21 protein-coding genes and 1 tRNA gene are annotated in these 19,976 nt (G+C 63.1%); 14 read left to right on the top strand and 8 right to left on the bottom strand.

Features of this window, described 5'->3' with window-relative positions:
- From AC2VNO_RS04445 to lpxC, 9 genes are all read left to right on the top strand, one after another.
- On the top strand, positions 1–410 hold a 410-nt coding region (locus AC2VNO_RS04445; RefSeq protein WP_486932996.1), incomplete at its 5' end, for a glutamate ligase domain-containing protein.
- A complete protein-coding gene (gene ftsW, locus AC2VNO_RS04440; RefSeq protein ID WP_486932995.1) occupies positions 400–1,659 on the top strand; it encodes a putative lipid II flippase FtsW in 1,260 nt (419 codons plus the stop codon). The genes AC2VNO_RS04445 and ftsW, both read left to right, overlap by 11 nt.
- A 29-nt stretch (positions 1,660–1,688) precedes the next feature.
- Positions 1,689–2,744, top strand: coding sequence for an undecaprenyldiphospho-muramoylpentapeptide beta-N-acetylglucosaminyltransferase (gene murG, locus AC2VNO_RS04435; protein WP_486933001.1), 1,056 nt, complete (start codon positions 1,689–1,691; stop codon positions 2,742–2,744).
- A gap of 58 nt (positions 2,745–2,802) precedes the next feature.
- Positions 2,803–4,215 (top strand): UDP-N-acetylmuramate--L-alanine ligase, encoded by a 1,413-nt coding sequence (gene murC / locus AC2VNO_RS04430; RefSeq protein WP_486933000.1) that lies wholly within the window; start codon positions 2,803–2,805, stop codon positions 4,213–4,215.
- A complete protein-coding gene (locus tag AC2VNO_RS04425; RefSeq protein ID WP_486932994.1) occupies positions 4,212–5,141 on the top strand; it encodes a D-alanine--D-alanine ligase in 930 nt (309 codons plus the stop codon). The genes murC and AC2VNO_RS04425 overlap by 4 nt, the downstream gene beginning before the upstream one ends.
- Positions 5,138–5,860, top strand: coding sequence for a cell division protein FtsQ/DivIB (locus AC2VNO_RS04420; RefSeq protein ID WP_486932993.1), 723 nt, complete (start codon positions 5,138–5,140; stop codon positions 5,858–5,860). The genes AC2VNO_RS04425 and AC2VNO_RS04420 overlap by 4 nt, the downstream gene beginning before the upstream one ends.
- A 195-nt stretch (positions 5,861–6,055) precedes the next feature.
- Positions 6,056–7,339, top strand: coding sequence for a cell division protein FtsA (gene ftsA / locus AC2VNO_RS04415; RefSeq protein WP_228578584.1), 1,284 nt, complete (start codon positions 6,056–6,058; stop codon positions 7,337–7,339).
- A gap of 33 nt (positions 7,340–7,372) precedes the next feature.
- Positions 7,373–8,542, top strand: coding sequence for a cell division protein FtsZ (ftsZ, locus tag AC2VNO_RS04410; protein ID WP_486932992.1), 1,170 nt, complete (start codon positions 7,373–7,375; stop codon positions 8,540–8,542).
- 111 nt (positions 8,543–8,653) lie between these two features.
- Positions 8,654–9,565: a UDP-3-O-acyl-N-acetylglucosamine deacetylase gene (gene lpxC / locus AC2VNO_RS04405; protein ID WP_486932991.1), complete on the top strand. Its 912-nt coding sequence runs from the start codon at positions 8,654–8,656 to the stop codon at positions 9,563–9,565.
- A gap of 57 nt (positions 9,566–9,622) precedes the next feature.
- Here lpxC and bioA read toward each other — a convergent pair whose 3' ends face one another.
- The 7 genes from bioA to bioB all read right to left on the bottom strand — a co-directional run bounded on the left by bioA (position 9,623) and on the right by bioB (position 15,655).
- The gene (gene bioA / locus AC2VNO_RS04400) at positions 9,623–10,891 is read right to left on the bottom strand and encodes an adenosylmethionine--8-amino-7-oxononanoate transaminase (protein WP_486932990.1); all 1,269 of its coding nucleotides are present in this window, start codon (positions 10,889–10,891) and stop codon (positions 9,623–9,625) included.
- A gap of 135 nt (positions 10,892–11,026) precedes the next feature.
- Positions 11,027–11,111 (bottom strand) — tRNA-Leu (locus AC2VNO_RS04395).
- Positions 11,112–11,155: 44 nt separating this feature from the next.
- Entirely contained in the window at positions 11,156–11,857 is a 702-nt protein-coding gene (bioD, locus tag AC2VNO_RS04390) for a dethiobiotin synthase (protein WP_486932989.1), read from the bottom strand.
- On the bottom strand, positions 11,839–12,669 hold the full coding sequence (locus AC2VNO_RS04385) for a methyltransferase domain-containing protein (RefSeq protein WP_486932988.1): 831 nt from the start codon (positions 12,667–12,669) through the stop codon (positions 11,839–11,841). The genes bioD and AC2VNO_RS04385 overlap by 19 nt, the downstream gene beginning before the upstream one ends.
- Positions 12,666–13,403, bottom strand: coding sequence for an alpha/beta fold hydrolase (locus AC2VNO_RS04380; protein WP_486932987.1), 738 nt, complete (start codon positions 13,401–13,403; stop codon positions 12,666–12,668). The genes AC2VNO_RS04385 and AC2VNO_RS04380 overlap by 4 nt, the downstream gene beginning before the upstream one ends.
- A complete protein-coding gene (bioF, locus tag AC2VNO_RS04375) occupies positions 13,400–14,551 on the bottom strand; it encodes an 8-amino-7-oxononanoate synthase (protein WP_486932986.1) in 1,152 nt (383 codons plus the stop codon). The genes AC2VNO_RS04380 and bioF overlap by 4 nt, the downstream gene beginning before the upstream one ends.
- A 6-nt stretch (positions 14,552–14,557) precedes the next feature.
- Positions 14,558–15,655 carry a biotin synthase BioB gene (gene bioB / locus AC2VNO_RS04370; RefSeq protein ID WP_486932985.1) on the bottom strand — a complete coding sequence of 366 codons (1,098 nt, stop codon included), beginning with the start codon at positions 15,653–15,655 and terminating at the stop codon, positions 14,558–14,560.
- A 181-nt stretch (positions 15,656–15,836) separates the two neighbouring features.
- On the opposite strand from bioB, the gene AC2VNO_RS04365 reads away from it, so the two are divergent.
- Together AC2VNO_RS04365 and AC2VNO_RS04360 are read left to right on the top strand one after the other, a co-directional pair.
- A complete protein-coding gene (locus AC2VNO_RS04365) occupies positions 15,837–16,613 on the top strand; it encodes a ComF family protein (RefSeq protein WP_486932984.1) in 777 nt (258 codons plus the stop codon).
- 68 nt (positions 16,614–16,681) lie between these two features.
- Positions 16,682–17,668, top strand: a complete 987-nt coding sequence (locus AC2VNO_RS04360) for a serine/threonine protein kinase (protein WP_486932983.1) — start codon at positions 16,682–16,684, stop codon at positions 17,666–17,668.
- A 29-nt stretch (positions 17,669–17,697) separates the two neighbouring features.
- On the opposite strand, the gene AC2VNO_RS04355 is transcribed toward AC2VNO_RS04360, so the two are convergent.
- A complete protein-coding gene (locus AC2VNO_RS04355) occupies positions 17,698–18,261 on the bottom strand; it encodes a hypothetical protein (RefSeq protein WP_486932982.1) in 564 nt (187 codons plus the stop codon).
- A gap of 271 nt (positions 18,262–18,532) precedes the next feature.
- On the opposite strand from AC2VNO_RS04355, the gene folE reads away from it, so the two are divergent.
- The 3 genes from folE (at position 18,533) to AC2VNO_RS04340 (ending at position 19,966) form a co-directional block, all read left to right on the top strand.
- A complete protein-coding gene (folE, locus tag AC2VNO_RS04350; protein WP_228574554.1) occupies positions 18,533–19,090 on the top strand; it encodes a GTP cyclohydrolase I FolE in 558 nt (185 codons plus the stop codon).
- 43 nt (positions 19,091–19,133) lie between these two features.
- Positions 19,134–19,544 (top strand): dihydroneopterin triphosphate 2'-epimerase, encoded by a 411-nt coding sequence (gene folX / locus AC2VNO_RS04345; protein ID WP_486932981.1) that lies wholly within the window; start codon positions 19,134–19,136, stop codon positions 19,542–19,544.
- 104 nt (positions 19,545–19,648) lie between these two features.
- Positions 19,649–19,966, top strand: a complete 318-nt coding sequence (locus AC2VNO_RS04340; RefSeq protein ID WP_486932980.1) for a hypothetical protein — start codon at positions 19,649–19,651, stop codon at positions 19,964–19,966.
- Positions 19,967–19,976 lie beyond the last annotated feature (10 nt).

The following is a 19,976-nucleotide window of genomic DNA, read 5'->3' as shown; positions in this document are numbered from 1 at the left end:
GTTGGATCAATGATTCGAAGGGCACCAATGTCGGGGCTACACTGGCGGCGATTGGCGGCCTTGGCCCTACCTTGTCGGGCCGCCTGGTGCTTCTGGCTGGCGGTTTGGGCAAGGGCGCCGACTTCAGGCCGTTGGCCGAGCCGCTGGCGCGCTACGGACGCGAAGCGATACTGTTCGGCACCGATGCCGGTCTCATGGCTTCTGCCTTGCAGGGGAGCGTAAGCGTGACACGGGTCGACGATCTCATGACCGCCCTGGCTCGAGCACGAGAGATCGCCGAGCCGGGAGACTGTGTGTTGCTTTCGCCGGCCTGTGCCAGTCTCGATCAGTTTTCCGGCTACGGTGCCCGCGGCGATGCGTTTCGGCAGTGGGTCAGGCAACACGTCGAGGAGGCGCGGCATGTCGACTAAGGCCAAGCAGGCGTCCAAGCCAAGGTTCGTCCGCCTTCGGCGCCTGCGGGCGCGTCTTACAACGCAGGACCAGCCGTTCGACGGCTGGCTGCTGTTCGCCGCTCTGGCATTGGTCCTGACGGGCTGGGTCATGGTCACGTCGGCCTCCACCGAGGTGGCCGCCAGCCTGACCGGCAACCCATGGTATTTCAGTCAACGCCATGCGCTCTTCGTGATGATGGCGCTGGGGGTGGCGGTAGTGACCTTGCGCTCGCCGCTGGCCTGGTGGCGGGCTAACGGCCCCTTATTGCTGCTGATCAGCATTGCCTTGCTGTTCCTGGTCCTGCTCATCGGGCGTGAGGTCAATGGCAGCCGGCGCTGGCTGTCGATTCCGCTGCTGCCCTTCAATTTACAGGTTTCGGAAGTGGCCAAGCTGTGCCTGATCGTCTATCTGGCGGGCTACCTGGAGCGCTTCCTTCCCGACGTGCGGCGCAGCTGGGGGGCTTTCCTGCGCCCGCTGCTGGTGATGGGCGTGATTGCCGTGCTGCTGATCCTGGAGCCGGACTATGGCGCGGTCGTCGTCATGACGGGTTGCGTCATGGGTATGCTGTTGCTGGCAGGAGCGCCCTGGGGACGATTCGTCTTCATTCTGGTCGCCGTCGGTGTGCTGGGGTTCTACGTGGCAATTGCAGAGCCCTATCGTCTGGCGCGACTCACCAGCTTTTCCGATCCCTGGGCCGATCAGTTCGCCAGCGGCTACCAGCTGACCCAGGCGCTGATTGCCTTCGGTCGCGGTCACTGGCTGGGCATGGGGCTCGGTAACAGCGTGCAGAAGCTGTTCTATCTGCCGGAGGCGCATACCGACTTCGTCTTCGCCGTGCTAGCCGAAGAACTCGGCCTGTTTGGTGCCATTGCCGTGGTCGGCTTGTTCGCTCTGCTGATCTGGCGTGCGTTGGCAGTAGGCCGGCGGGCAGAGCTGGCCGGCATGGCCTTCGCCGCCTACGTCTGTTACGGCATTGCGCTGGTGATAGGGGCTCAGGCTTTCATCAACATCGCCGTGAGTACCGGTATGCTGCCCACCAAAGGGCTGACCTTGCCCCTGCTCAGCTATGGCGGTTCCAGTCTGCTGGTGAGTGCGGCGATGGTGGCATTGCTGCTGCGTGCGGACATCGACACCCGGCTGGCGCAGCGTCGGACCAGCCCAGCGGCTCCCCGGGAGCCGTCGGGTCGCCGCGAACCCCTGATCAACGGACAAGGAGTCATGAAGTGACCGAGGCCAGGGCACGTCGCGTGCTGATCATGGCCGGTGGCACCGGTGGGCACGTCATCCCGGCGCTGTCGCTGGCGCGCGGGCTTCAGGCTGAAGGGCTGGAAGTGCACTGGCTGGGCAGCCCGCGGGGCATCGAGAATCGCCTGGTGCCAGCCGCCGAACTGCCGCTGCATCATGTGTCTGTGGCGGGGTTGCGGGGCAATGGCCTATCCGGCTGGCTCATGGCACCCTTCAGCCTGGCGCGTGCCGTGTGGCAGGCAAGAGGCGTCATCCGCCAGCTCGACCCGGCGCTGGTGGTCGGGCTTGGCGGTTTCGCCAGCGGACCCGGCGGGCTTGCGGCCTGGCTGCTGCGATACCCGCTTGTCATACATGAGCAGAACGCGGTGGCCGGCATGACCAATCGCGCCCTGGCCCGGCTGGCACGGCGAGTGTACGCTGCCTTTCCGCAGGCCTTTGCCAAGCGTGCGGAAGTGGTGGGGAACCCGGTACGCGACGAGATCGCCGCACTGGGAGAGTCGCCGCGAGAGGCGGCACAGATGCAAGGACGCCGCCTGCGGCTATTGATCGTTGGCGGCTCGCTGGGCGCCTTGGCGCTCAACCAGCGTCTGCCTGAAGCCCTGGCGGAGCTGCCTGAAGCGAGTCGTCCCGAGGTGCGTCACCAGGCTGGGCGCGACAAGGACGAGGCGACCCGGGAAGGCTATCTGGCTCGACACGTCGAGGCCGAGGTGAGCGACTTCATCGATGACATGGCCAAGGCCTATGAGTGGGCCGATCTGGTGGTGTGCCGGGCAGGCGCCCTGACCGTTTCCGAGGTGGCTGCCGCGGCCAAGCCGGCCCTTTTCATCCCCCTGCCACATGCAGTGGATGACCATCAGACAGCCAATGCCCGCGCCCTGGTGGCGGCGGGAGCGGCTCAGTTGATACCACAGCAAGAGATGACGGCAGCGGCGCTGGCACAGAGCCTGACGACGCTGCTCGACCCCGACACTCTCGCCACCATGGCACGACAGGCGAGGCGCTGCGCGCACCTCGACGCCGTCGAACGCATGGTGGCCGGTTGCATGGAGACAGCGCTTGAGCGATAGCACCTTGAGGCCGGTTCCCGGTCAGGCCACGCTGCCCCGCAATGGGCAGGGCCTGGGCATGCGCCGTATTCGGCACATTCATTTCGTGGGCATTGGCGGTGCCGGTATGTGCGGTATTGCCGAAGTGCTCGTCAATCAGGGCTACCAGGTCAGCGGCAGCGACCTGAAGGCGTCGTCGGTGGTGAACCGGCTACGCGAACACGGCATTCGCGTGGCGATAGGCCACGCCGAAGAGAACGTTGCCAGCGCCGACGTGGTAGTGGTCTCGACCGCAGTAGACGCGTCGAACCCTGAAATTCGCTGGGCCCAGGAGCATCGCGTGCCGGTGGTACGGCGGGCCGAGATGCTCGCCGAGCTGATGCGTTTTCGCCACGGGATCGCTGTCGCCGGCACCCATGGCAAGACCACTACCACCAGCCTCACGGCAACGCTGCTGGCTGAGGGCGAGCTCGATCCGACCTTCGTCATCGGCGGCAAACTGACCAGCGCGGGTGCCAATGCGAGGCTGGGAGAGGGCGATTATCTGGTTGCCGAGGCCGACGAGTCCGACGCCTCCTTCCTGCACCTGCAGCCTATGGTCTCGATCATCACCAATATCGACGCCGACCATATGAGCACCTACGGTGGCGATTTCGAACGTCTCAAGGGCACCTTCATCGAGTTTCTGCACAATCTGCCCTTCTACGGACTTGCCATTCTCTGTATCGACGACGACAACGTCCGCAGCCTGCTGGATCGTATCCACCGGCAGTTCGTCACCTACGGTTTCAGTGAAGACGCCGACTACCGCATCGCCAGCTTCACCCAGCGAGGAGGTGAAGTCCGTTTTACGGCACTGCGTCCCGATGGCTTGGCTCCGCTGGAGGTGCGCCTGGGCATGCCAGGTCGCCACAACGCTCTCAATGCGCTGGCGGCCATTGCCGTTGCCACCGATGCCGGCGTAGAAGATGACGCAATCTTGCGGGGACTGGCCGCGTTTGCCGGTGTGGGCCGTCGTTTCCAGGTTCACGGTCACTTTCCGCCGCCCGCAAGCAGCGGCGAGGTCATGCTGGTAGACGATTACGGCCACCACCCGCGAGAGGTGGAGATGGTCATCAAGGCGGTACGCGCCGGCTGGCCCGAGCGCCGGTTGGTGATGATCTATCAGCCTCATCGTTACAGCCGTACCCGCGACCTCTATGAGGATTTCGTGCGCGTTCTGGCCGGGGTCGACGTGCTGCTGTTGCTGGATGTTTACAGTGCCGGGGAGGCGCCCATACCCGGCGCCGACGGTAAGACCCTGGCCGGTTCGATTCGGCAGCGTGGCAATCTCGATCCGATCTTCGTTCAGCACAAGTCCGAATTGCCGTCATTGCTTGCCAAGGTGCTGCGCGATGACGACATCCTGATTACCCAGGGCGCGGGTGACGTGGGCGGCATCGCCCTGGCACTGGCCGAGAGCCAACTGAAGCTTGACGAGGTGGTGTTATGACGCTGGCTCAGGACTTTGGGCGGGTGGTTGTCCTCTACGGCGGCAATTCCGCTGAGCGCGAGGTCTCTCTCAAGAGCGGTGCGGCGGTGCTGGCGGCGCTCGAGCGCAGCGGTGTCGACGCCATAGGCTACGACCCTGCCGATGGCGGTCTGGTCGGGCTCGAGGCGCTCGCCCCGGATCGCGTCTTCATTGCCCTGCATGGCAGAGGGGGAGAGGACGGCACCCTCCAGGGAGCGCTGGAACTGCTTGGCATCCCCTATACCGGGAGTGGCGTTTTGGCCTCGGCGCTGGGCATGGACAAGCAGCGCACCAAGCTGCTGTGGCATGCCGTTGGCCTGCCGACCCCGGAGTCGCTGATGCTGGTCGCCGATGCCGACTGGGATGCCATCGTCGCGCAGTTGGGTCTGCCGCTCATCGTCAAGCCGGTGCACGAAGGATCGACCCTGGGTATCAGCATCGTCGAAAGCAGGGCGGCTCTCGAGGCTGCTTATCGTGAAGCGGCGCGCTTCGATGCCAGAGTCATGGCCGAGCGCTTCATCAGCGGTAAGGAGTTCACCGTATCGCTGCTGGGCCAACGCGTGCTGCCAGCCATACGGGTGGAAGTGCCCAGTGGCTTTTACGACTATGAAGCCAAGTACGTCTCCAACGATACCCGCTACCACCTGCCCTGCGGCCTGAGCGTCGAGCAGGAGGCCGAGCTGGGCGCCTTGTGCCGTCAAGCCTTCGAGGCGGTAGGCGGAGAAGGGTGGGGTCGCGTCGACGTGATGCAAGATGCGCAGGGCCGCTTCTGGCTGATCGAGGTCAACACGTCGCCGGGCATGACCGACCACAGCCTCGTGCCTCAGGCGGCCGCCCATGCAGGGATCGGCTTCGAAGAGCTGGTGCTGATGATTCTGCGTACCACGCTGGAGCCGCGTCAGGCATGAGTACCCGAGGCTCGACGCTGGGTTTGCTGCTGCTGCTTATCTTGTTGGGAGCTGGGGGACGAGCCCTGTGGACCTGGCTTGACCGACCCATCGAGCGGGTCTCTATAAGCGGTGAGCTTCAGCACGTCAGTGCCGATTATCTTCGCTCTCAGCTGGCACCGCTGCTGCAAGGTCAGACCTGGCTCTCGGCCGATTTGCCTGCCCTGCGTCGGGCGGCGCGCAATATCGACTGGCTGGCGGAGGTCCGTCTTTCTCGCGAATGGCCCTACACGCTGGCTTTCGAACTGGTGGAACAGTCGCCGGTAGCGCGCTGGAATGACGATTATCTGCTCAATTCCGATGGCGAGCCCTTCGCCTTTGCGCCGATCGAGCCCCCTGAAGGCTTGCCCGATCTGGCCGGCCCTGTCGGTAGCGGCGCCGAGGTGCTGGCCTACCACCGGCGGTTGAGTTCGCGTTTCGACCAGCTCGATCTCACTATCACCCAGTTGCGGCTGGAGCCCCGTGGCGCCTGGCGACTTCAGCTCGACGATGGCGTTTGGGTGATGCTGGGGCGCAGCGATCGTGAGGCCCGTCTGGCGAGGCTGGCGGCGGCTTGGCAGCGGCAACTTGGCTCTCATGCGACCCATATTCGCTATATCGATCTGCGCTATCCGAATGGCGTATCCGTGGCCTGGCACGGCGAAACCGAGCTGAACGAGGAAGAAGAAGGTCCAGGTTGATACCTTTTTTCACCATTTGATCTCGACTTACGGTCACTGCGCTATTTTCTTTGTCGTCAATAACCCGTATCGTGAACCAGGTTTTTCGTAATGGACTGGTGGTTTAACGCCAGTTGTTTCTATAATGGGCGCAATGACCATTTATCAGAATAATGGATACCCAGCGGGTCAAGTTTCCAGGAGACACTCCGACACATGGCAGTCACTTCCAATTCCTCCAACATGGTAGTCGGACTGGATATCGGAACGTCCAAGGTGGTGGCCATCGTCGGACAACCTACCGATGACGGCGGCATCGAGATTGCCGGCATAGGTTCGCACCCTTCGCGTGGCATGAAGAAGGGTGTGGTGATCAACATCGAGTCGACGGTACAATCTATTCAGCGTGCCGTTGAAGAAGCCGAGTTGATGGCCGGATGTGATATCCATTCGGTGTATGTCGGTGTGGCGGGAAGCCATATCAGTTCGATGAACTCCGACGGTGTAGTCGCGATAAAAGAGCGCGAAGTGATGCCCGCAGATATCGACCGGGTCATCGATTCGGCTCGCGCGCGGGCAATTTCCGAGGGGCAGCGTGTGCTGCATGTGCTTCCTCAGGAATTCGCCATCGACACCCAGGGGGGAATTCGTGAGCCGCTGGGGATGTCAGGCGTACGTCTCGAGGCGCGCGTTCATCTCGTCACTGCCGCTCTAAATGCGGTGCAGAACATCGATAAATGTGTGCGGCGCTGCGGCCTCGAGGTCGATGCCATCATCCTCGAGCAGCTCGCCTCGAGCATGGCGGTGCTGACCGAAGACGAGCGTGAGCTGGGCGTGTGCATGGTCGATATCGGCGGCGGTACCACCGATATCGCCGTGTTCACCGAAGGGGCTATTCGCCACACCGCAGTGATACCCATTGCCGGCGATCAGGTCACCAACGATATCGCCATGGCACTGCGCACACCGACGCAATATGCTGAAGAGATCAAGGTCAAGTACGCCTGCGCTCTCACCCAACTGGCCGCCAGCGACGAAATGATCAAGGTGCCGAGCGTCGGCGATCGCCCCGCTCGGGATCTGTCGCGCCAGGCACTGGCCGAGGTGGTCGAGCCGCGCTATGAAGAGCTGTTCACGCTGATCCGTGATGAGCTGCGGCGCAGCGGTTACGAAGATCTGGTGGCCGCTGGCGTGGTGCTGACCGGAGGTACGTCGCGAATGGAGGGTGTCGTCGAACTGGCCGAGGAGATTTTCCACATGCCGGTTCGTATCGCCTGCCCGCACAACGTTCGCGGTCTGGCCGACGTGGTACGCAACCCGATTTATTCCACCGGTGTAGGTTTGCTACATTACGCCCTTCAGGAAGCCAGGCATGGGCATGGCCGTGAGGGCAGGGTGGTGGCAGCACCGCCCAGGCGTGATGACGTCTCCCAGCGCGGAGGATGGGAAGGGATTCCGGCGCTGGCAAAACTCAAGGGCTGGTTGAAAGGAAATTTCTGACAGGGCCGCGGCGCGGTCCAGGAGACGGGGCTTATGTTCGAACTGGTAGATAGCGCACCCTCGAGCAGTGCGGTCATCAAGGTCGTCGGCGTAGGTGGTGGCGGCGGTAACGCCGTCAATCACATGGTCGAGAGCAATATCGAAGGCGTGGAGTTCATCTGCGCCAACACGGATGCCCAGGCACTCAAGCGAGTGGCTGCCAAAACCGTGCTCCAACTCGGTAACGAAATTACCAAGGGGCTGGGCGCCGGCGCCAACCCTGAGGTCGGCCGGCAGGCGGCGATGGAAGACCGTGAGCGTATCGCTGAGCTCATCAGCGGCGCCGACATGGTCTTCATTACCGCCGGCATGGGTGGCGGCACCGGCACCGGCGGTGCTCCGGTGGTGGCCCAGGTGGCCAAGGAGCTCGGCATTCTCACCGTGGCCGTGGTCACTCGACCGTTCCCCTTCGAAGGTCCCAAGCGTATGCGCGTGGCTGAAGAAGGGATGAAGGAGCTGTCTGAACACGTCGACTCCCTGATCACCATTCCCAACGAGAAGCTGCTCTCCGTGCTGGGCAAGAACGCCAGCCTGCTGACGGCCTTCAGCGCTGCCAACGACGTGCTGCTGGGTGCCGTGCAGGGTATCGCCGAGCTGATCACCAGCCCGGGCATCATCAACGTCGACTTTGCCGACGTGCGTACGGTGATGTCGGAAATGGGCATGGCGATGATGGGTACCGGCGGTGCCACGGGCGAGAACCGTGCTCGCGAGGCCGCCGAGAAGGCCATTCGCAGCCCGCTGCTGGAAGACATCGATCTGCATGGCGCGCGCGGCATCCTGGTCAACATCACCGCCGGACCCGATCTTTCCATCGGCGAGTTCAACGACGTCGGTGCTACGGTGCAGGAGTTTGCCTCCCAGGATGCCACCATCGTCGTGGGTACTTCCATCGACATGGACATGACCGACGAGCTGCGTGTCACCGTGGTCGCCGCCGGCCTCGAAGGGCGTCAAGTCAAGGCAGCGAGCCAGACGACCGCAAAGCGCAACGAAGGCAGCGACTACCGTCAGCGCACCCAGCCGGCCATGCGCCAGCAGAGTGCCGTGGCCAAAGCCGAGCCTCAGGAGGCCGTCAAGCCGCAGGCCGAGAAGCGTCGCTCGCCTCAGGAGCTGGATGACTACCTCGACATTCCGGCCTTCCTGCGCCGGCAGGCTGATTGAGAAAAGCTATTGCAGGTATTGGCAGGGTCAGGAGATGTTTTTTTGTTGAAACACGCCTACGGTGTTATAGTGAACAGTGTTTGATAACTTACAACGGCCTGGCTACTGCCCATGATCAGACAACGCACCCTGCAGAACACCATCCGCGCCACCGGCGTTGGCCTTCACTCCGGCAAGAAGGTCTACCTGACCTTGCGTCCCGCCCCGGTCAATACGGGGATCGTGTTCGTTCGCACGGACCTGCAGCCGGAAGTCCAGGTGCCGGCCAGCGCTACCCTGGTCACCGATACGACCCTTTGCACCGCGCTCTCGCGTGGCGATGTCAAGGTGGCTACCGTGGAGCATCTCATGTCCGCGCTGGCGGGCCTGGGAATCGATAATGCCTATGTCGATCTCAGCGCTGCCGAAGTGCCGATCATGGATGGCAGCGCCGGTCCCTTCGTATTCCTGATCCAGTCGGCCGGTATCGCCGAACAGGAAGCCCCCAAGAAGTTCATTCGCATCAAACGCGAAGTGGTGGTACAGGACGATGGCAAGGAGGCGCGCTTCCTGCCGCATCAGGGCTTCAAGGTATCCTTTGCCATTGACTTCGACCATCCGGTTTTCGAGGATCAGAAGCAGACGGCGGTGGTGGATTTCTCCACGACCTCTTTCGTCAAGGAGGTTTCCCGTGCCAGGACCTTCGGCTTCATGCGTGACCTCGAATATCTGCGCTCCAACAATCTCGCCTTGGGTGGCAGTCTCGACAACGCCATCGTCGTCGATGACTACCGCATCGTTAACGAGGGTGGTTTGCGCTACGAGGATGAGTTCGTCAAGCACAAGGTGCTCGATGCCATCGGCGACCTCTACCTGCTGGGCTACAGCCTGATCGGCGAGTTCCGCGGCGTGAAGTCGGGCCATGCGCTGAACAATCAGCTGTGCCGGGCGCTGCTGGCACAACCCGATGCCTATGAGATCGTCACCTTCGAGAAGGAGCGCGAGCTGGCGCCCATCTCCTATGCCCAGCCTGCCATGGCCTGATCGGCCCACCTCGATTGCCCATGCCAACAGCGCCGCCTACGGGCGGCGCTGTCGTTTTCAGTCGAAAAACCAAGCCTTCATCGTATGGGTAATCCGCCGCATATCCGCCTCGCTGGTGATATAGGCGGGCATGGTGTAGAGCCAGCGTCCGAAGGGGCGCAGCCAGACGCCGCGGCGGCGGGCGAATGCCGCGACGCCCTGCAGTCGGGTGGAATCCTTTACCTCGATGACCGCAGTGGCACCGAGCACGCGTATGTCGCTTACGGCTGGATGGTGGCGTAGTGCTTCGTCTGCTAACAGCTCTTCACACAATACGCGATTCAGGCCGGCGATCTTTTCCAGGTAGTTCTCCTCCTCGAATACGGCGAGACTCTCCAGGGCGACGCGGCAGGCCAGCGGGTTGCCCATGAAGGTAGGGCCGTGCATGAACGCGTGCAGAGGTGTCTCGCCGGCGAAGGCGTCGTGCACCCTGTCGGTCGCCAGCGTGGCGGCATGGCCCAGGTAGCCGCCGGTGAGCCCCTTGGAGAGCACCATGATGTCGGGGGTCACCCCGGCGTGGTCGGCAGCGAACATCCGGCCGGTTCGACCGAAGCCCGTGGCGACCTCGTCGAACACCAGCAGCACGTCGAATTCATCGCACAGCTCCCGGGCACCGGTCAGATAGAGGGGAGACGTCATATTGAGCCCGCCCGCGGCCTGTAGCAGAGGCTCCATCAGCAGCGCGGCGATCTCTTCATGGTGGTGTTCCAATACGCCACGCAGCGCCGCAAGGTCCTTGGCGACGAGCTCGGCAGCGGCATCGTAAGGTGCCACCGGAGCAGGCGCGAAATGGTGGCGAGGCAAATAACCGGAGAACAGGCTGTGCATGCCTTCCTCGGGATCGCATACCGCCATGCAGCCACTGGTATCGCCGTGGTAGGCCTTCATCAGCGACAGCATGCGGTGCTTTTCCGGCCTGCCACGAAGGTAGTGGTATTGCACTGCCATCTTCATCGCCACTTCCATCCCCACTGAGCCGCTGTCGGAATAGAAGACGTGCTCGAGCCCTGGCGGGGTGATTCTTACCAGCTCACGGGCCAGGCGGTCTGCCGGCTCATGGGTCAAACCACCCAGCATGACGTGGCACAGCGTATCCGCCTGCTCCTTGATCGCTGCTACCAGGCGAGGATGGGCATAGCCGTGAATCATGCACCACCAGGAGCAGGTGGCGTCGAGCAGCGTTTCGCCGCCTTCGAGGAAAAAACGGGCCCCTTCGCCGCCGACGACCTTGGGTGCGACGGGTTGAGTGAGCAAGTGAGCATAGGGATGCCAGACGGGGGAAGCCATCATTGCCACCGTGAGGTATGCGAAACAAGCAGCCCGTGCATACGACAGGCGCAGGTAGTCAAGGCAGTCGCGAGTGCCGTAACGAATAAGCTGTCGACAAGGTGTGTCAGTCGGCTCGGCAAAGAGGAGCCGTGATGGTGCGGATGGGGAGACTTGAACTCCCACGCCCGAAGGCACCAGAACCTAAATCTGGCGTGTCTACCAATTCCACCACATCCGCAGGGTTGGGCAGGCGTCCACATTGTACGGACCCTTGTTCGCAAGTCAATTGTCATTGGGCAGGTCGAGGTACGCAATTGCGGCTTCCGGACGCCTTGACGGGGCTACCCGGCTCAAGCGTGGCACTATTCCCAGGCATGGTGCAGCCAGCGTGTGCCGCAGGGTATCCAGATTGGCCTCGTAAAGTGTGGCATGTCGGGCAAAGTCGGCGTCCAGCAGGTTCCCCACCCAGCCGGCGAGACGAGCGCCATCCGCGCGTATCGCCTCCGCCGTCAAACGCGCATGATTGATACAGCCAAGCTTGAGGCCGACCACCAGAATCACCGGAAGCTCGAGCCTAAGCGCCAACCCGGCAAGCTCTTCCTCGTCGTTCAGCGGTACCCGCCATCCGCCGGCGCCCTCGATGAGTAGCAGGTCCCGCGTTGCAGAAAGCGGCGAGGCGAGGCGCTCCTCGAGCTTAGCGAGAGTCACGTGGCTACCGACCTGACGGGCGGCCAGGTGGGGGGCGATGGCAGGCTCGAAGGCGAATGGGTTGATCGTTTCGTAGCTTACGGGCGGTACGCTGCGTGCCTGAAGGGCTAGGGCGTCGTCATTGCGCAGCCCATCGGGTGTCATCCGGCAGCCGGAAGCCACTGGCTTGAGCCCCAGCGTGGTCAGACCTCTGGAGCGGGCCAATGCCAGCAGGCCGGCGGCGACCAGTGTCTTGCCGGCATCGGTATCGGTGCCGGTCACGAAGAAGGCGGACATGGCGTCGGCTCCTTGTCGAGAACGATGCATAGGCGCTGATAGCTGACCGGCAGTCCCGCGGCTTCCCGCAGCGCTTCGTAGCGCTTCTCGGCACGAGCGACATCGCTGCGCGTCAGTGTCACCGTGCGGCGGGTTGCATGGGCCCCGACACCCTTGATCGAGGCCATTACCGCTCTCAGATCAGGGTAGTGGAAGCGTTCGCTCACGGCACGGCACTGGACCATGCCGAAGCCTGCCAGGCGTGCGCTGGCCAGATGTCGGTCACGGGATGGGAAGGGGAGAAGGGCGTCACCGCTCGACCAGGCGTGAGCGAGTTCCTGTAGTGTCCCCGGCCCCAAGGTGTTGATCACGGCACGGCCGCCGGGTCGAAGCACTCGGTAGAGCTCCGCCATAATGGCGTCGAGGTCGGGACACCACTGAATCGCGAGATTGGAAAATGCGACGTCCACCCGGCAGTCGGCAAGCGGAAGGTCGGCGGCGTCGGCGCATAGCCAGTGGACTCGAGGCGCGGGAGACTGGCGGGCGGTGGCGAGCATGCCTGGGGCTATATCGACACCGATGACGCGACAGTCCGTACCGTAGTGTTCTGCCAGGCATCGGCTCCAGTGCCCGGGGCCACAGCCCAGGTCGAGTACGCTCCGGGCATGGGCCGGAAGGTGCTCCCAGAGGGCTTCCCCCATCTTCTGTTGGGCCAGGGCCAGCTGCTTGTAGCGGTCCGAGGCACGCGAGAAGGCCCTGGCAACCTGTCGGCGCCAGACGCCTGGGTCGCTGGTTTCATTTCGACAGGCCGCGCGACTTTGAACGCCAGTCATTGCGCTGCCTCCGCCTTGTCGTCACAGGCGCGGGTGAACTCCTGTCCCAGGCCTGAGAGGTAACCGGCCAGCGCTGCGGGGCGGGATAGCATCGGGCAGTGACCGGTTTCGGTAAGCAGCAGGTCAGCCGATTCACGTGTGGTTGCATGCATCAAGCCGTCATGCTCCCCCGCGATGCGGCGTATCGGACACGGCGGCGATGCCAGCATGGGCGTAAGATCCATGTCGCCCAGTTGATGAAGCCCGGCCTCCAGGGAGCGCAGCGAAGCGCTTGGCTGACTTCCGATCAGGTCGAGCAGGCGCCGGTGGGCTGAGCGCGGTGCAGGCTCCCCCTGGAGCTGCCAGCGCAGGAAATGTTGCCAGGTGGCCATGGGGTCACGCTCGAAGGCCCGGCGAAAGGTAGCAAGTTCCGCTGTCGAGACGCCGTCGGCATGGCAGAACTTCGGACCGGTTCCGATCAACACCAGCGCCTTGGGCACTGGCAGGTGTGCCAGCAACGCGCCGGCCAGCAAGCCGCCGAGCGACCAGCCGACCCATACGGCATCGTTGGGCAGCTGATCGCGCATCTTGGCGGCCAGCGCCGGGAGGGAGACCGAAAAGCTTTCAGCGAACCGTTCACCGTAGCCTGGCCAGTCGGGCGTTCTCACGTCGAGATGTTTCGGCCAGTGAGGCGCGAGCGTTTGCCAGATCCGCGCATCGATCCCCCAGCCGGAGAGAAGTACCAGTGCCGTCATACCGTCAGCTCCCGTTGCATTCGCGACAGGGCGTCGAGCAGAACATCCAGTTGGGTCGTGCTGTGGCTGGCGGAAAGGGTGATGCGCAGACGGTCCTCACCCCGAGGCACGGTAGGTGGACGAATGGCGCCGACCAGCAGGCCAGCCTCCCGCAGCCGTGCTGCCCATTGCATTACGCGTGCCCCTGCACCCAGTATCAGCGGCTGAATGGGCGTGAAGGAGTCCGTAAGCGGCAGGTCGATCAGCGCTGCCTCGTGGCGGAAATAGCTGATATTGCGACGCAGGCGCTCACGGCGCTCCGGCTCGGCGGCAAGGATGTCGAGTGCCGCCAGACTGGCGCCGGCCACGCCGGGGGGCTGCGCCGTGGTGTAGACATAGGCGCGTGCGAACTGCATCAAGTGCAGTATCAGCGCTTCGCTGCCGGCAACGAAGGCGCCGGCGGTACCCAGCGCCTTGCCGAGAGTGCCGACCAGTATCGGCACGCTCTCATGGCCATGGGCGCGACCCACGCAGCCATCTCCCCGGGCGCCGAGCACGCCTACCCCATGGGCGTCGTCGATCATCAGCCAGGCGCCGTGTCGGGCGCTGACTGCCGCCAGAGCGCCTACATCCGCTACGTCGCCATCCATGCTGAACACACCATCGCTGACCACCAGCTTCGGTGTCTCCGGTGGAGCTCGGCGGAGAAGGCGCTCGAGGTCGTCGTGGTCGCGATGATGGAAGCGGCGTGAGCGAGCACCCGCGAGTCCGGCGCCATCGATCAGCGAGGCGTGGTTGAGACGGTCCTGGAAAACCAGTGTATGGCTGTCGCACAGCGCCTGCAGCGTGCCCAGATTGGCCATGTATCCGGTGGAGAAGAGCAGCGCACGGGGGCGTCCAACGAGCTCGGCCAGGCGTCGTTCGAGCGTTTCGTGTACCTCCAGGTGCCCCGTTACCAGGTGAGAGGCCCCGGCTCCGCTTCCGTACTCCCGCGCCGCTGCGGCCTGCCTCTCAGCCAGACGCGGGTCGCCCTTGAGTCCGAGGTAATCGTTACCGGCAAAGTCGATCAGTCCGGCCTGGAGCGTACGACGCTCGCGCCACAGCCCCTCGGCACGACGCCAGGCCGCCGCCTCATGGAGGCGTGCAGGCCACACGGATGAAGACGTCATTCCCGATCAGGCCTGAGTGGCGTCATAAGCCAGCGCTGCGCTGCGAGCCTGGCTCGTCTGACGTGCCAGAGCGCCCTCGAGAGAGCTTTGCTGCTGAGCATCGTCCTGGCAGGTGCTGCGACGCTCAGGGTGCAGCCCGAGTTTTGCGAATAGCGCACGGTCGCGGGTCGCCTGCGGATTGCCGGTGGTAAGCAGTCTGTCGCCGTAGAAAATCGAATTGGCACCGGCCAGGAAGGCCAGCGCCTGAGTCGACTCATCCATCTGCTCGCGACCGGCCGACAGCCGCACATGACTGGCCGGCATCAGAATCCGGGCCACGGCAATGGCGCGTATGAACTCGATGGGGTCGAGGTCCTCGACGTTCTCCAGCGGTGTGCCGGGCACCTTGACCAGCATGTTGATCGGCACCGACTCGGGATGTGGCTCCAGCCGGGCCAACTGCTGGAGCAGCGCCGCGCGGTCGCGGGGGGCTTCGCCCATGCCGACTATGCCCCCCGAGCAGACCTTCATGCCTGCCTCGCGCACGTTGGCCAACGTCTCCAGCCGGTCGGCGTAGGTTCGGGTGGTGATGATCTCACCGTAGTAGTCCGGCGAGGTGTCGAGGTTGTGGTTGTAGTAATCGAGACCGGCTGCAGCAAGGCGGCTGGCCTGAGCGCCGTCCACCATGCCCAGGGTCATGCATGTCTCCAGCCCCAGGGCCTTGACCCGGCTGACCATCTCGAGCACTACGTCGAGGTCCTTTTCGCGCGGGCTGCGCCAAGCCGCACCCATGCAGAAGCGGCTGGCGCCTGCTTCTTGCGCGGCCTTGGCCTGAGCCACTACCTTCTCGATCTCAAGCAGTTTTTCCTTGTCCAGTCCGGTGGCATAGTGTCCCGACTGCGGGCAGTACTTGCAGTCCTCGGGACAGGCGCCGGTCTTGATCGACAGCAGGGTGGAGACCTGTACCGCGTTGGCGTCGAAGTGAGCTCGATGAACCTGCTGAGCGTGGAACAGCAGGTCGTTGAAGGGAAGAGCGAAGAGTGCCTCGATCTCGTCCAACGACCAATCGTGGCGGGGGGGCTTTCTTGCCTCGTCGGCTTGGCTGGCATGCATGAGATCGGACATGTGAACTCGCCTTGGTCAACTTTATATAGGATAGGATGTTGACTGTGAGCGTACGTGAAATTACCGCTCTGTCAACTAGGCGGATCTTTCAGGTTGACGAGAAGGCAAGGGCAGGCAAGGCAGCAAAAGGAGAGTGCTAAGCTCGGCACCAATACGCAACGCGGCGATAAGGACATTGGTAGTGAAACCAGAATTCGAGCCGGAGCCCACCGATGAGGAGCGGCGCAGCAAAAGCGGATGTCGTAGCTGGCTGACGCCGCTCTGGCATGGGCTGGATCTCGGCCTGCGCCGCGCGCTGCCGGGCCGCTGCAGTTTCTGTCTGGCGCCGGCCGTGCAAGAGCGGCCCTGGTGCGAGGCGTGTTTCGAGTCGCTGCCCTGGAACCTGCCCGCTTGTCCGAGCTGTGCCGAGCCGCAGCCGATGGGCTCCCACGCAGACAGACTCTGCGGACACTGCCTGACCCGTCCGCTGGCCATCGTTCGCTCGCGCGTGCCGTTGCGCTACGAAGGGGAAGTGGCCCAGCTCATGCAGCGCTTCAAGTTCCACGCCTCACCCCGGGCCGGCAATGTCCTGCTGGAATTGCTCGAGCTAGGCCTGCCACCACACGCATTGGCTTGGCCCGAAGCGCTGATTCCGGTGCCTCTGCATCCACGACGCGCCAGGGAGCGAGGCTTCGATCAAGCCGACTGGCTGACCAAACGGCTGGCGGCACGCCACGGCCTGCGGTTGCAAAGGGCAAAACGGCGCCATCACACTCCCAGCCAGCGCGGCCTCGACCGCGTCGAGCGTTTCCGCAACCTGCGTGGTGCTTTCGTCATACCCGCCGAGCTTCCCGCTCGCGTGGCGCTGCTCGATGACGTCATGACCACCGGCGCAACGTTGGATGCGCTGGCTCGGGCGTGCCTGGCGGCCGGGGCTCGCGAGGTAGAGGCTTGGGCGGTGGCGCGCACGCCGTTGTAGCAGGACGAGCGGCGTACACGGCAAGCTGTGGCTGTTAACATGTGAGCTCTTCTCTACCGGTGACGATCATGCAGAGTACGCCGCACCCTTTTGCTGCCCTTTCCCCCGCGCGTGTCGTGGCTGCCGTCGAGTCGCTCGGCTTCTGGCTGCCGGGTGAGCCTTTTGCATTGAACAGTTACGAGAATCGGGTCTACCTACTGCATGACGACGAAGGGCGGCGTTGGGTCGCCAAATTCTATCGTCCCGAGCGTTGGCACGATGTCCAGATTCAGGAGGAGCACGACTTTCTGGACGAACTGGCGGCAGGGGGAGTGGCCGTGGCCGCGCCATGGCGCGATGCCGAGAGGCGAAGTCTGCACCACGCCGAGGGCTTCCGGTTGGCCCTGTTCCCACAGCGTTCGGGGCAAGCCCCCGAGCTGGAGAAACCGTCCCATCTATTTGCCTTGGGCGAGCTCATCGGCGCCGCTCATGCCGTAGGGGAGCGCGAGGCCTTCCGGCACCGGCTCAGCCTCGACATGGATGAAATGGTTCGTGAAGCTCAACGGCGGGTATTGAGCGCCCCCTGGCTTGATCGTCGCCAGCGTCAGGCCTACGAGCGCGTATCCGATGCTCTGCACAGCGAATTGCAGCGCTATGCCTGGGCATCACGCTCGGCTATCCGCGTTCACGGCGATTGCCATATCGGCAACATTCTCGGCCGGGATGACAGCTTTGCCCTAGTGGATTTCGACGACTGTCTGATGGCGCCCGCCATCCAGGATCTCTGGATGCTGCTAACCGCGCAGCAAGAGGCGGAGTGGCACATGCAGCTTTCGGAGGTGCTCGAGGGTTACGAGCAGAGTCGGGAGTTCGATCGCGATGAGCTCAAACTGATAGAGCCACTGCGCACGCTGCGGCTCATGCGCCACAGCGCCTGGCTGGTGGCCCGCTGGGATGACCCCGCCTTTCCGCCGGCGTTTCCGTGGGTGCCCGACGCAGGCTATTGGGACGCTCATATTCGCCAACTGGAACAGCAGCGTCAGGCGCTTGGAAAGACGCCGCTGTGGTTGGCCTGAGGCGCACTCATCTGAGTGCGCCGGCGGGTTCATACGTCATCGGGGTTGGGGCGCTCGGCAGGTATCGGGTTGGCGATACCTGCGCCATTGGCCTGGCGGCGCTGCTCGTTGATTCGCGCAGAGGGGTTATCCTGCTCGGCGATCTCCAGCCGAGTCGCCAGCTTGAGATGAAAGACGTGCTCCGCGGAGAGTTCGCAACGGCCAGCTTCACACACCGACAGCCCATAGCTGCCATCCAGGTCATAGCCGGCGGCTGAAATTTCCCCGCTGTAGATATCGCTGTCGCTTCCGTCTGTTTCGATGCAGGTCAGTGACTTGGTGGTGACGCGCAGGCGGTCGCCGTCCTGACGGGCATCGCCAACCAGTACGCAGTATTCCGGCAGCTCGTGGCTGGCTCCGTCGACTCCGCTGACGGGGCGCAACAGAACATCGTCCATGCGCCCTTCGTCTGCCTCGATAACGAGACTGTCCACGGCCTGTACTGCGACCGAGGCGTCCTGGGGCAGGGAAAGCGTTCCCGCCGAAGCATACAGGGGTAACAGAAGCAGGGCCATTCCACTGGCTGACAGTATCGCGTGCGGAATCTTGATCATTTCGTGCTCTCGCGGGGGCTCAGACTGCCCGTTTCGGCAGTTTTCATATGGCTCATTTTACCATAGCTGCCAGGGTGCGGCAGTGGCCCGAATGTCGCACGGGTGCAATTTCGTACGAGCTGCCTGCGATAGACTGTCGGTTACGATAGAATGGCGAGTTGAAGTAGATAAAGTTGTACAATATTTAATTTTTGTATATCTTTTGTATTTAGTGGTGACGATGGCCAGGCCATCGCGAAACAAGCGGTATCACCAGTTTCAGGGCCTGACCATGAACGAAGAACTTGCCGGCTTCTACCGCCAGATCATTCTCGAGCTGGGTGAAGACCCGAATCGTGAAGGGCTGCGCGATACGCCCAAGCGTGCTGCCAAGGCGATGCAGTTCCTCACGCGCGGCTATTCCCAGACGCTCGAGGAGATCGTCAACGGCGCCGTTTTCCAGAGCGAAACCGACGAAATGGTGCTCATCAAGGACATCGAACTCTACTCGATGTGCGAGCATCATCTATTGCCCTTCATCGGCAAGTGCCATATTGCCTACTTGCCCAGCGGCAAGGTTCTAGGGCTTTCCAAGTTTGCGCGCATCGTCGACATGTATGCCCGCCGCATGCAAATCCAGGAAAACCTGACTCGCCAGGTTGCCGAGGCGGTGCAGCAGGTCACCGGTGCGCGTGGCGTGGCGGTAGTGATCGAAGCGCGACATCTATGCATGATGATGCGTGGCGTGGAGAAGCAGAATTCCAGCATGTCATCTTCCATGATGCTGGGTGCGTTTCGAGACAACCCGACGACACGCCAGGAATTCCTGACCCTCGTCAGCGGGCGCTGAAGTACCTTCGGCCTATGGCCATTCCTCTCTGGAGCCGATGCCTATGACGCTGCATGCCCTGGATGATCAGCATCTCGACCATGACCTGGCCACGATACGCATCAAGAACCTGCGTCTGCGCACCTACATCGGCATCAAGGAGGAAGAAATCCTCAACCGTCAGGATGTCATCATCAACGCCGTGATTCGCTACCGGGCAGACCAGGCGGTGGCGTTCAACCATATCGAACAGGCATTGAACTACCGTACGATCACCAAAGAGATGATCGTCCTGGTGGAAGAGAACCGCTTCCTGCTGCTGGAGCGCATGACCCGCGAAGTGCTCGATCTCATCATGGGCCATGAGCAGGTGCTCACGGCCCAGGTCGAGATCGACAAGCCCCATGCGCTGCGCTTTGCCGACTCCGTCTCCATTACCCTCTCCGCCAGTCGCGAACCGCGTCGTCCACGCTGAGGGCGCGCCTCTGTCTGCCGTGAAATTGCCACGTTTTTTTGTGGCTACGGCACTTTACGCTTAGCATGGGGCTTCCTGCTGAGTCGACACAGAGAGACCTTAAGTTGGAACGCCACTCCTCGGCCCCCGCTTCACCGCGGCGACGCTATGCCCCTTGGGCCATGACCGCCATCGTCACGGCACTCATCGCCCTGCTGTTCCAGGGTAGCCTTCCGCCACTCAACATTGCCGCAGCGATTTTTGCGGTCATGGGGCTACGCCAGATCCGTCGCCAGCCCGACCGCTATATCGGTCGTGCCTTCTGTTGGCTGGCCATCGCGCTGGTGCTGATCCTTGCCATACTGACGGCGATGCTTCAGCCCCCGGTACTGGACGCCCCATCCGTTACTGTACCAGAGCAGAGAACCCTCGAGGCCGAGTGACGAGAGTGGG

The sequence above is a fragment of the Halomonas sp. TH-94 genome (assembly GCF_057473365.1).
The sequence above is the reverse complement of the archived record's forward strand: the minus strand, read 5'-3'. Positions and strand labels throughout refer to the sequence as shown.

Excerpts from the sequence above, each read along its gene's own strand:
- ftsW (WP_486932995.1), top strand. The coding sequence starts at position 400 with ATGTCGACTAAGGCCAAGCAGGCGTCCAAGCCAAGGTTCGTCCGCCTT.
- murG (WP_486933001.1), top strand. The coding sequence starts at position 1,689 with ATGGCCGGTGGCACCGGTGGGCACGTCATCCCGGCGCTGTCGCTGGCG.
- murC (WP_486933000.1), top strand. The coding sequence starts at position 2,803 with ATGCGCCGTATTCGGCACATTCATTTCGTGGGCATTGGCGGTGCCGGT.
- AC2VNO_RS04425 (WP_486932994.1), top strand. The coding sequence starts at position 4,212 with ATGACGCTGGCTCAGGACTTTGGGCGGGTGGTTGTCCTCTACGGCGGC.
- AC2VNO_RS04420 (WP_486932993.1), top strand. The coding sequence starts at position 5,138 with ATGAGTACCCGAGGCTCGACGCTGGGTTTGCTGCTGCTGCTTATCTTG.
- ftsA (WP_228578584.1), top strand. The coding sequence starts at position 6,056 with ATGGCAGTCACTTCCAATTCCTCCAACATGGTAGTCGGACTGGATATC.
- ftsZ (WP_486932992.1), top strand. The coding sequence starts at position 7,373 with ATGTTCGAACTGGTAGATAGCGCACCCTCGAGCAGTGCGGTCATCAAG.
- lpxC (WP_486932991.1), top strand. The coding sequence starts at position 8,654 with ATGATCAGACAACGCACCCTGCAGAACACCATCCGCGCCACCGGCGTT.
- bioA (WP_486932990.1), bottom strand. The coding sequence starts at position 10,891 with ATGGCTTCCCCCGTCTGGCATCCCTATGCTCACTTGCTCACTCAACCC.
- bioD (WP_486932989.1), bottom strand. The coding sequence starts at position 11,857 with ATGTCCGCCTTCTTCGTGACCGGCACCGATACCGATGCCGGCAAGACA.
- AC2VNO_RS04385 (WP_486932988.1), bottom strand. The coding sequence starts at position 12,669 with ATGACTGGCGTTCAAAGTCGCGCGGCCTGTCGAAATGAAACCAGCGAC.
- AC2VNO_RS04380 (WP_486932987.1), bottom strand. The coding sequence starts at position 13,403 with ATGACGGCACTGGTACTTCTCTCCGGCTGGGGGATCGATGCGCGGATC.
- bioF (WP_486932986.1), bottom strand. The coding sequence starts at position 14,551 with ATGACGTCTTCATCCGTGTGGCCTGCACGCCTCCATGAGGCGGCGGCC.
- bioB (WP_486932985.1), bottom strand. The coding sequence starts at position 15,655 with ATGTCCGATCTCATGCATGCCAGCCAAGCCGACGAGGCAAGAAAGCCC.
- AC2VNO_RS04360 (WP_486932983.1), top strand. The coding sequence starts at position 16,682 with ATGCAGAGTACGCCGCACCCTTTTGCTGCCCTTTCCCCCGCGCGTGTC.
- AC2VNO_RS04355 (WP_486932982.1), bottom strand. The coding sequence starts at position 18,261 with ATGATCAAGATTCCGCACGCGATACTGTCAGCCAGTGGAATGGCCCTG.
- folE (WP_228574554.1), top strand. The coding sequence starts at position 18,533 with ATGAACGAAGAACTTGCCGGCTTCTACCGCCAGATCATTCTCGAGCTG.
- folX (WP_486932981.1), top strand. The coding sequence starts at position 19,134 with ATGACGCTGCATGCCCTGGATGATCAGCATCTCGACCATGACCTGGCC.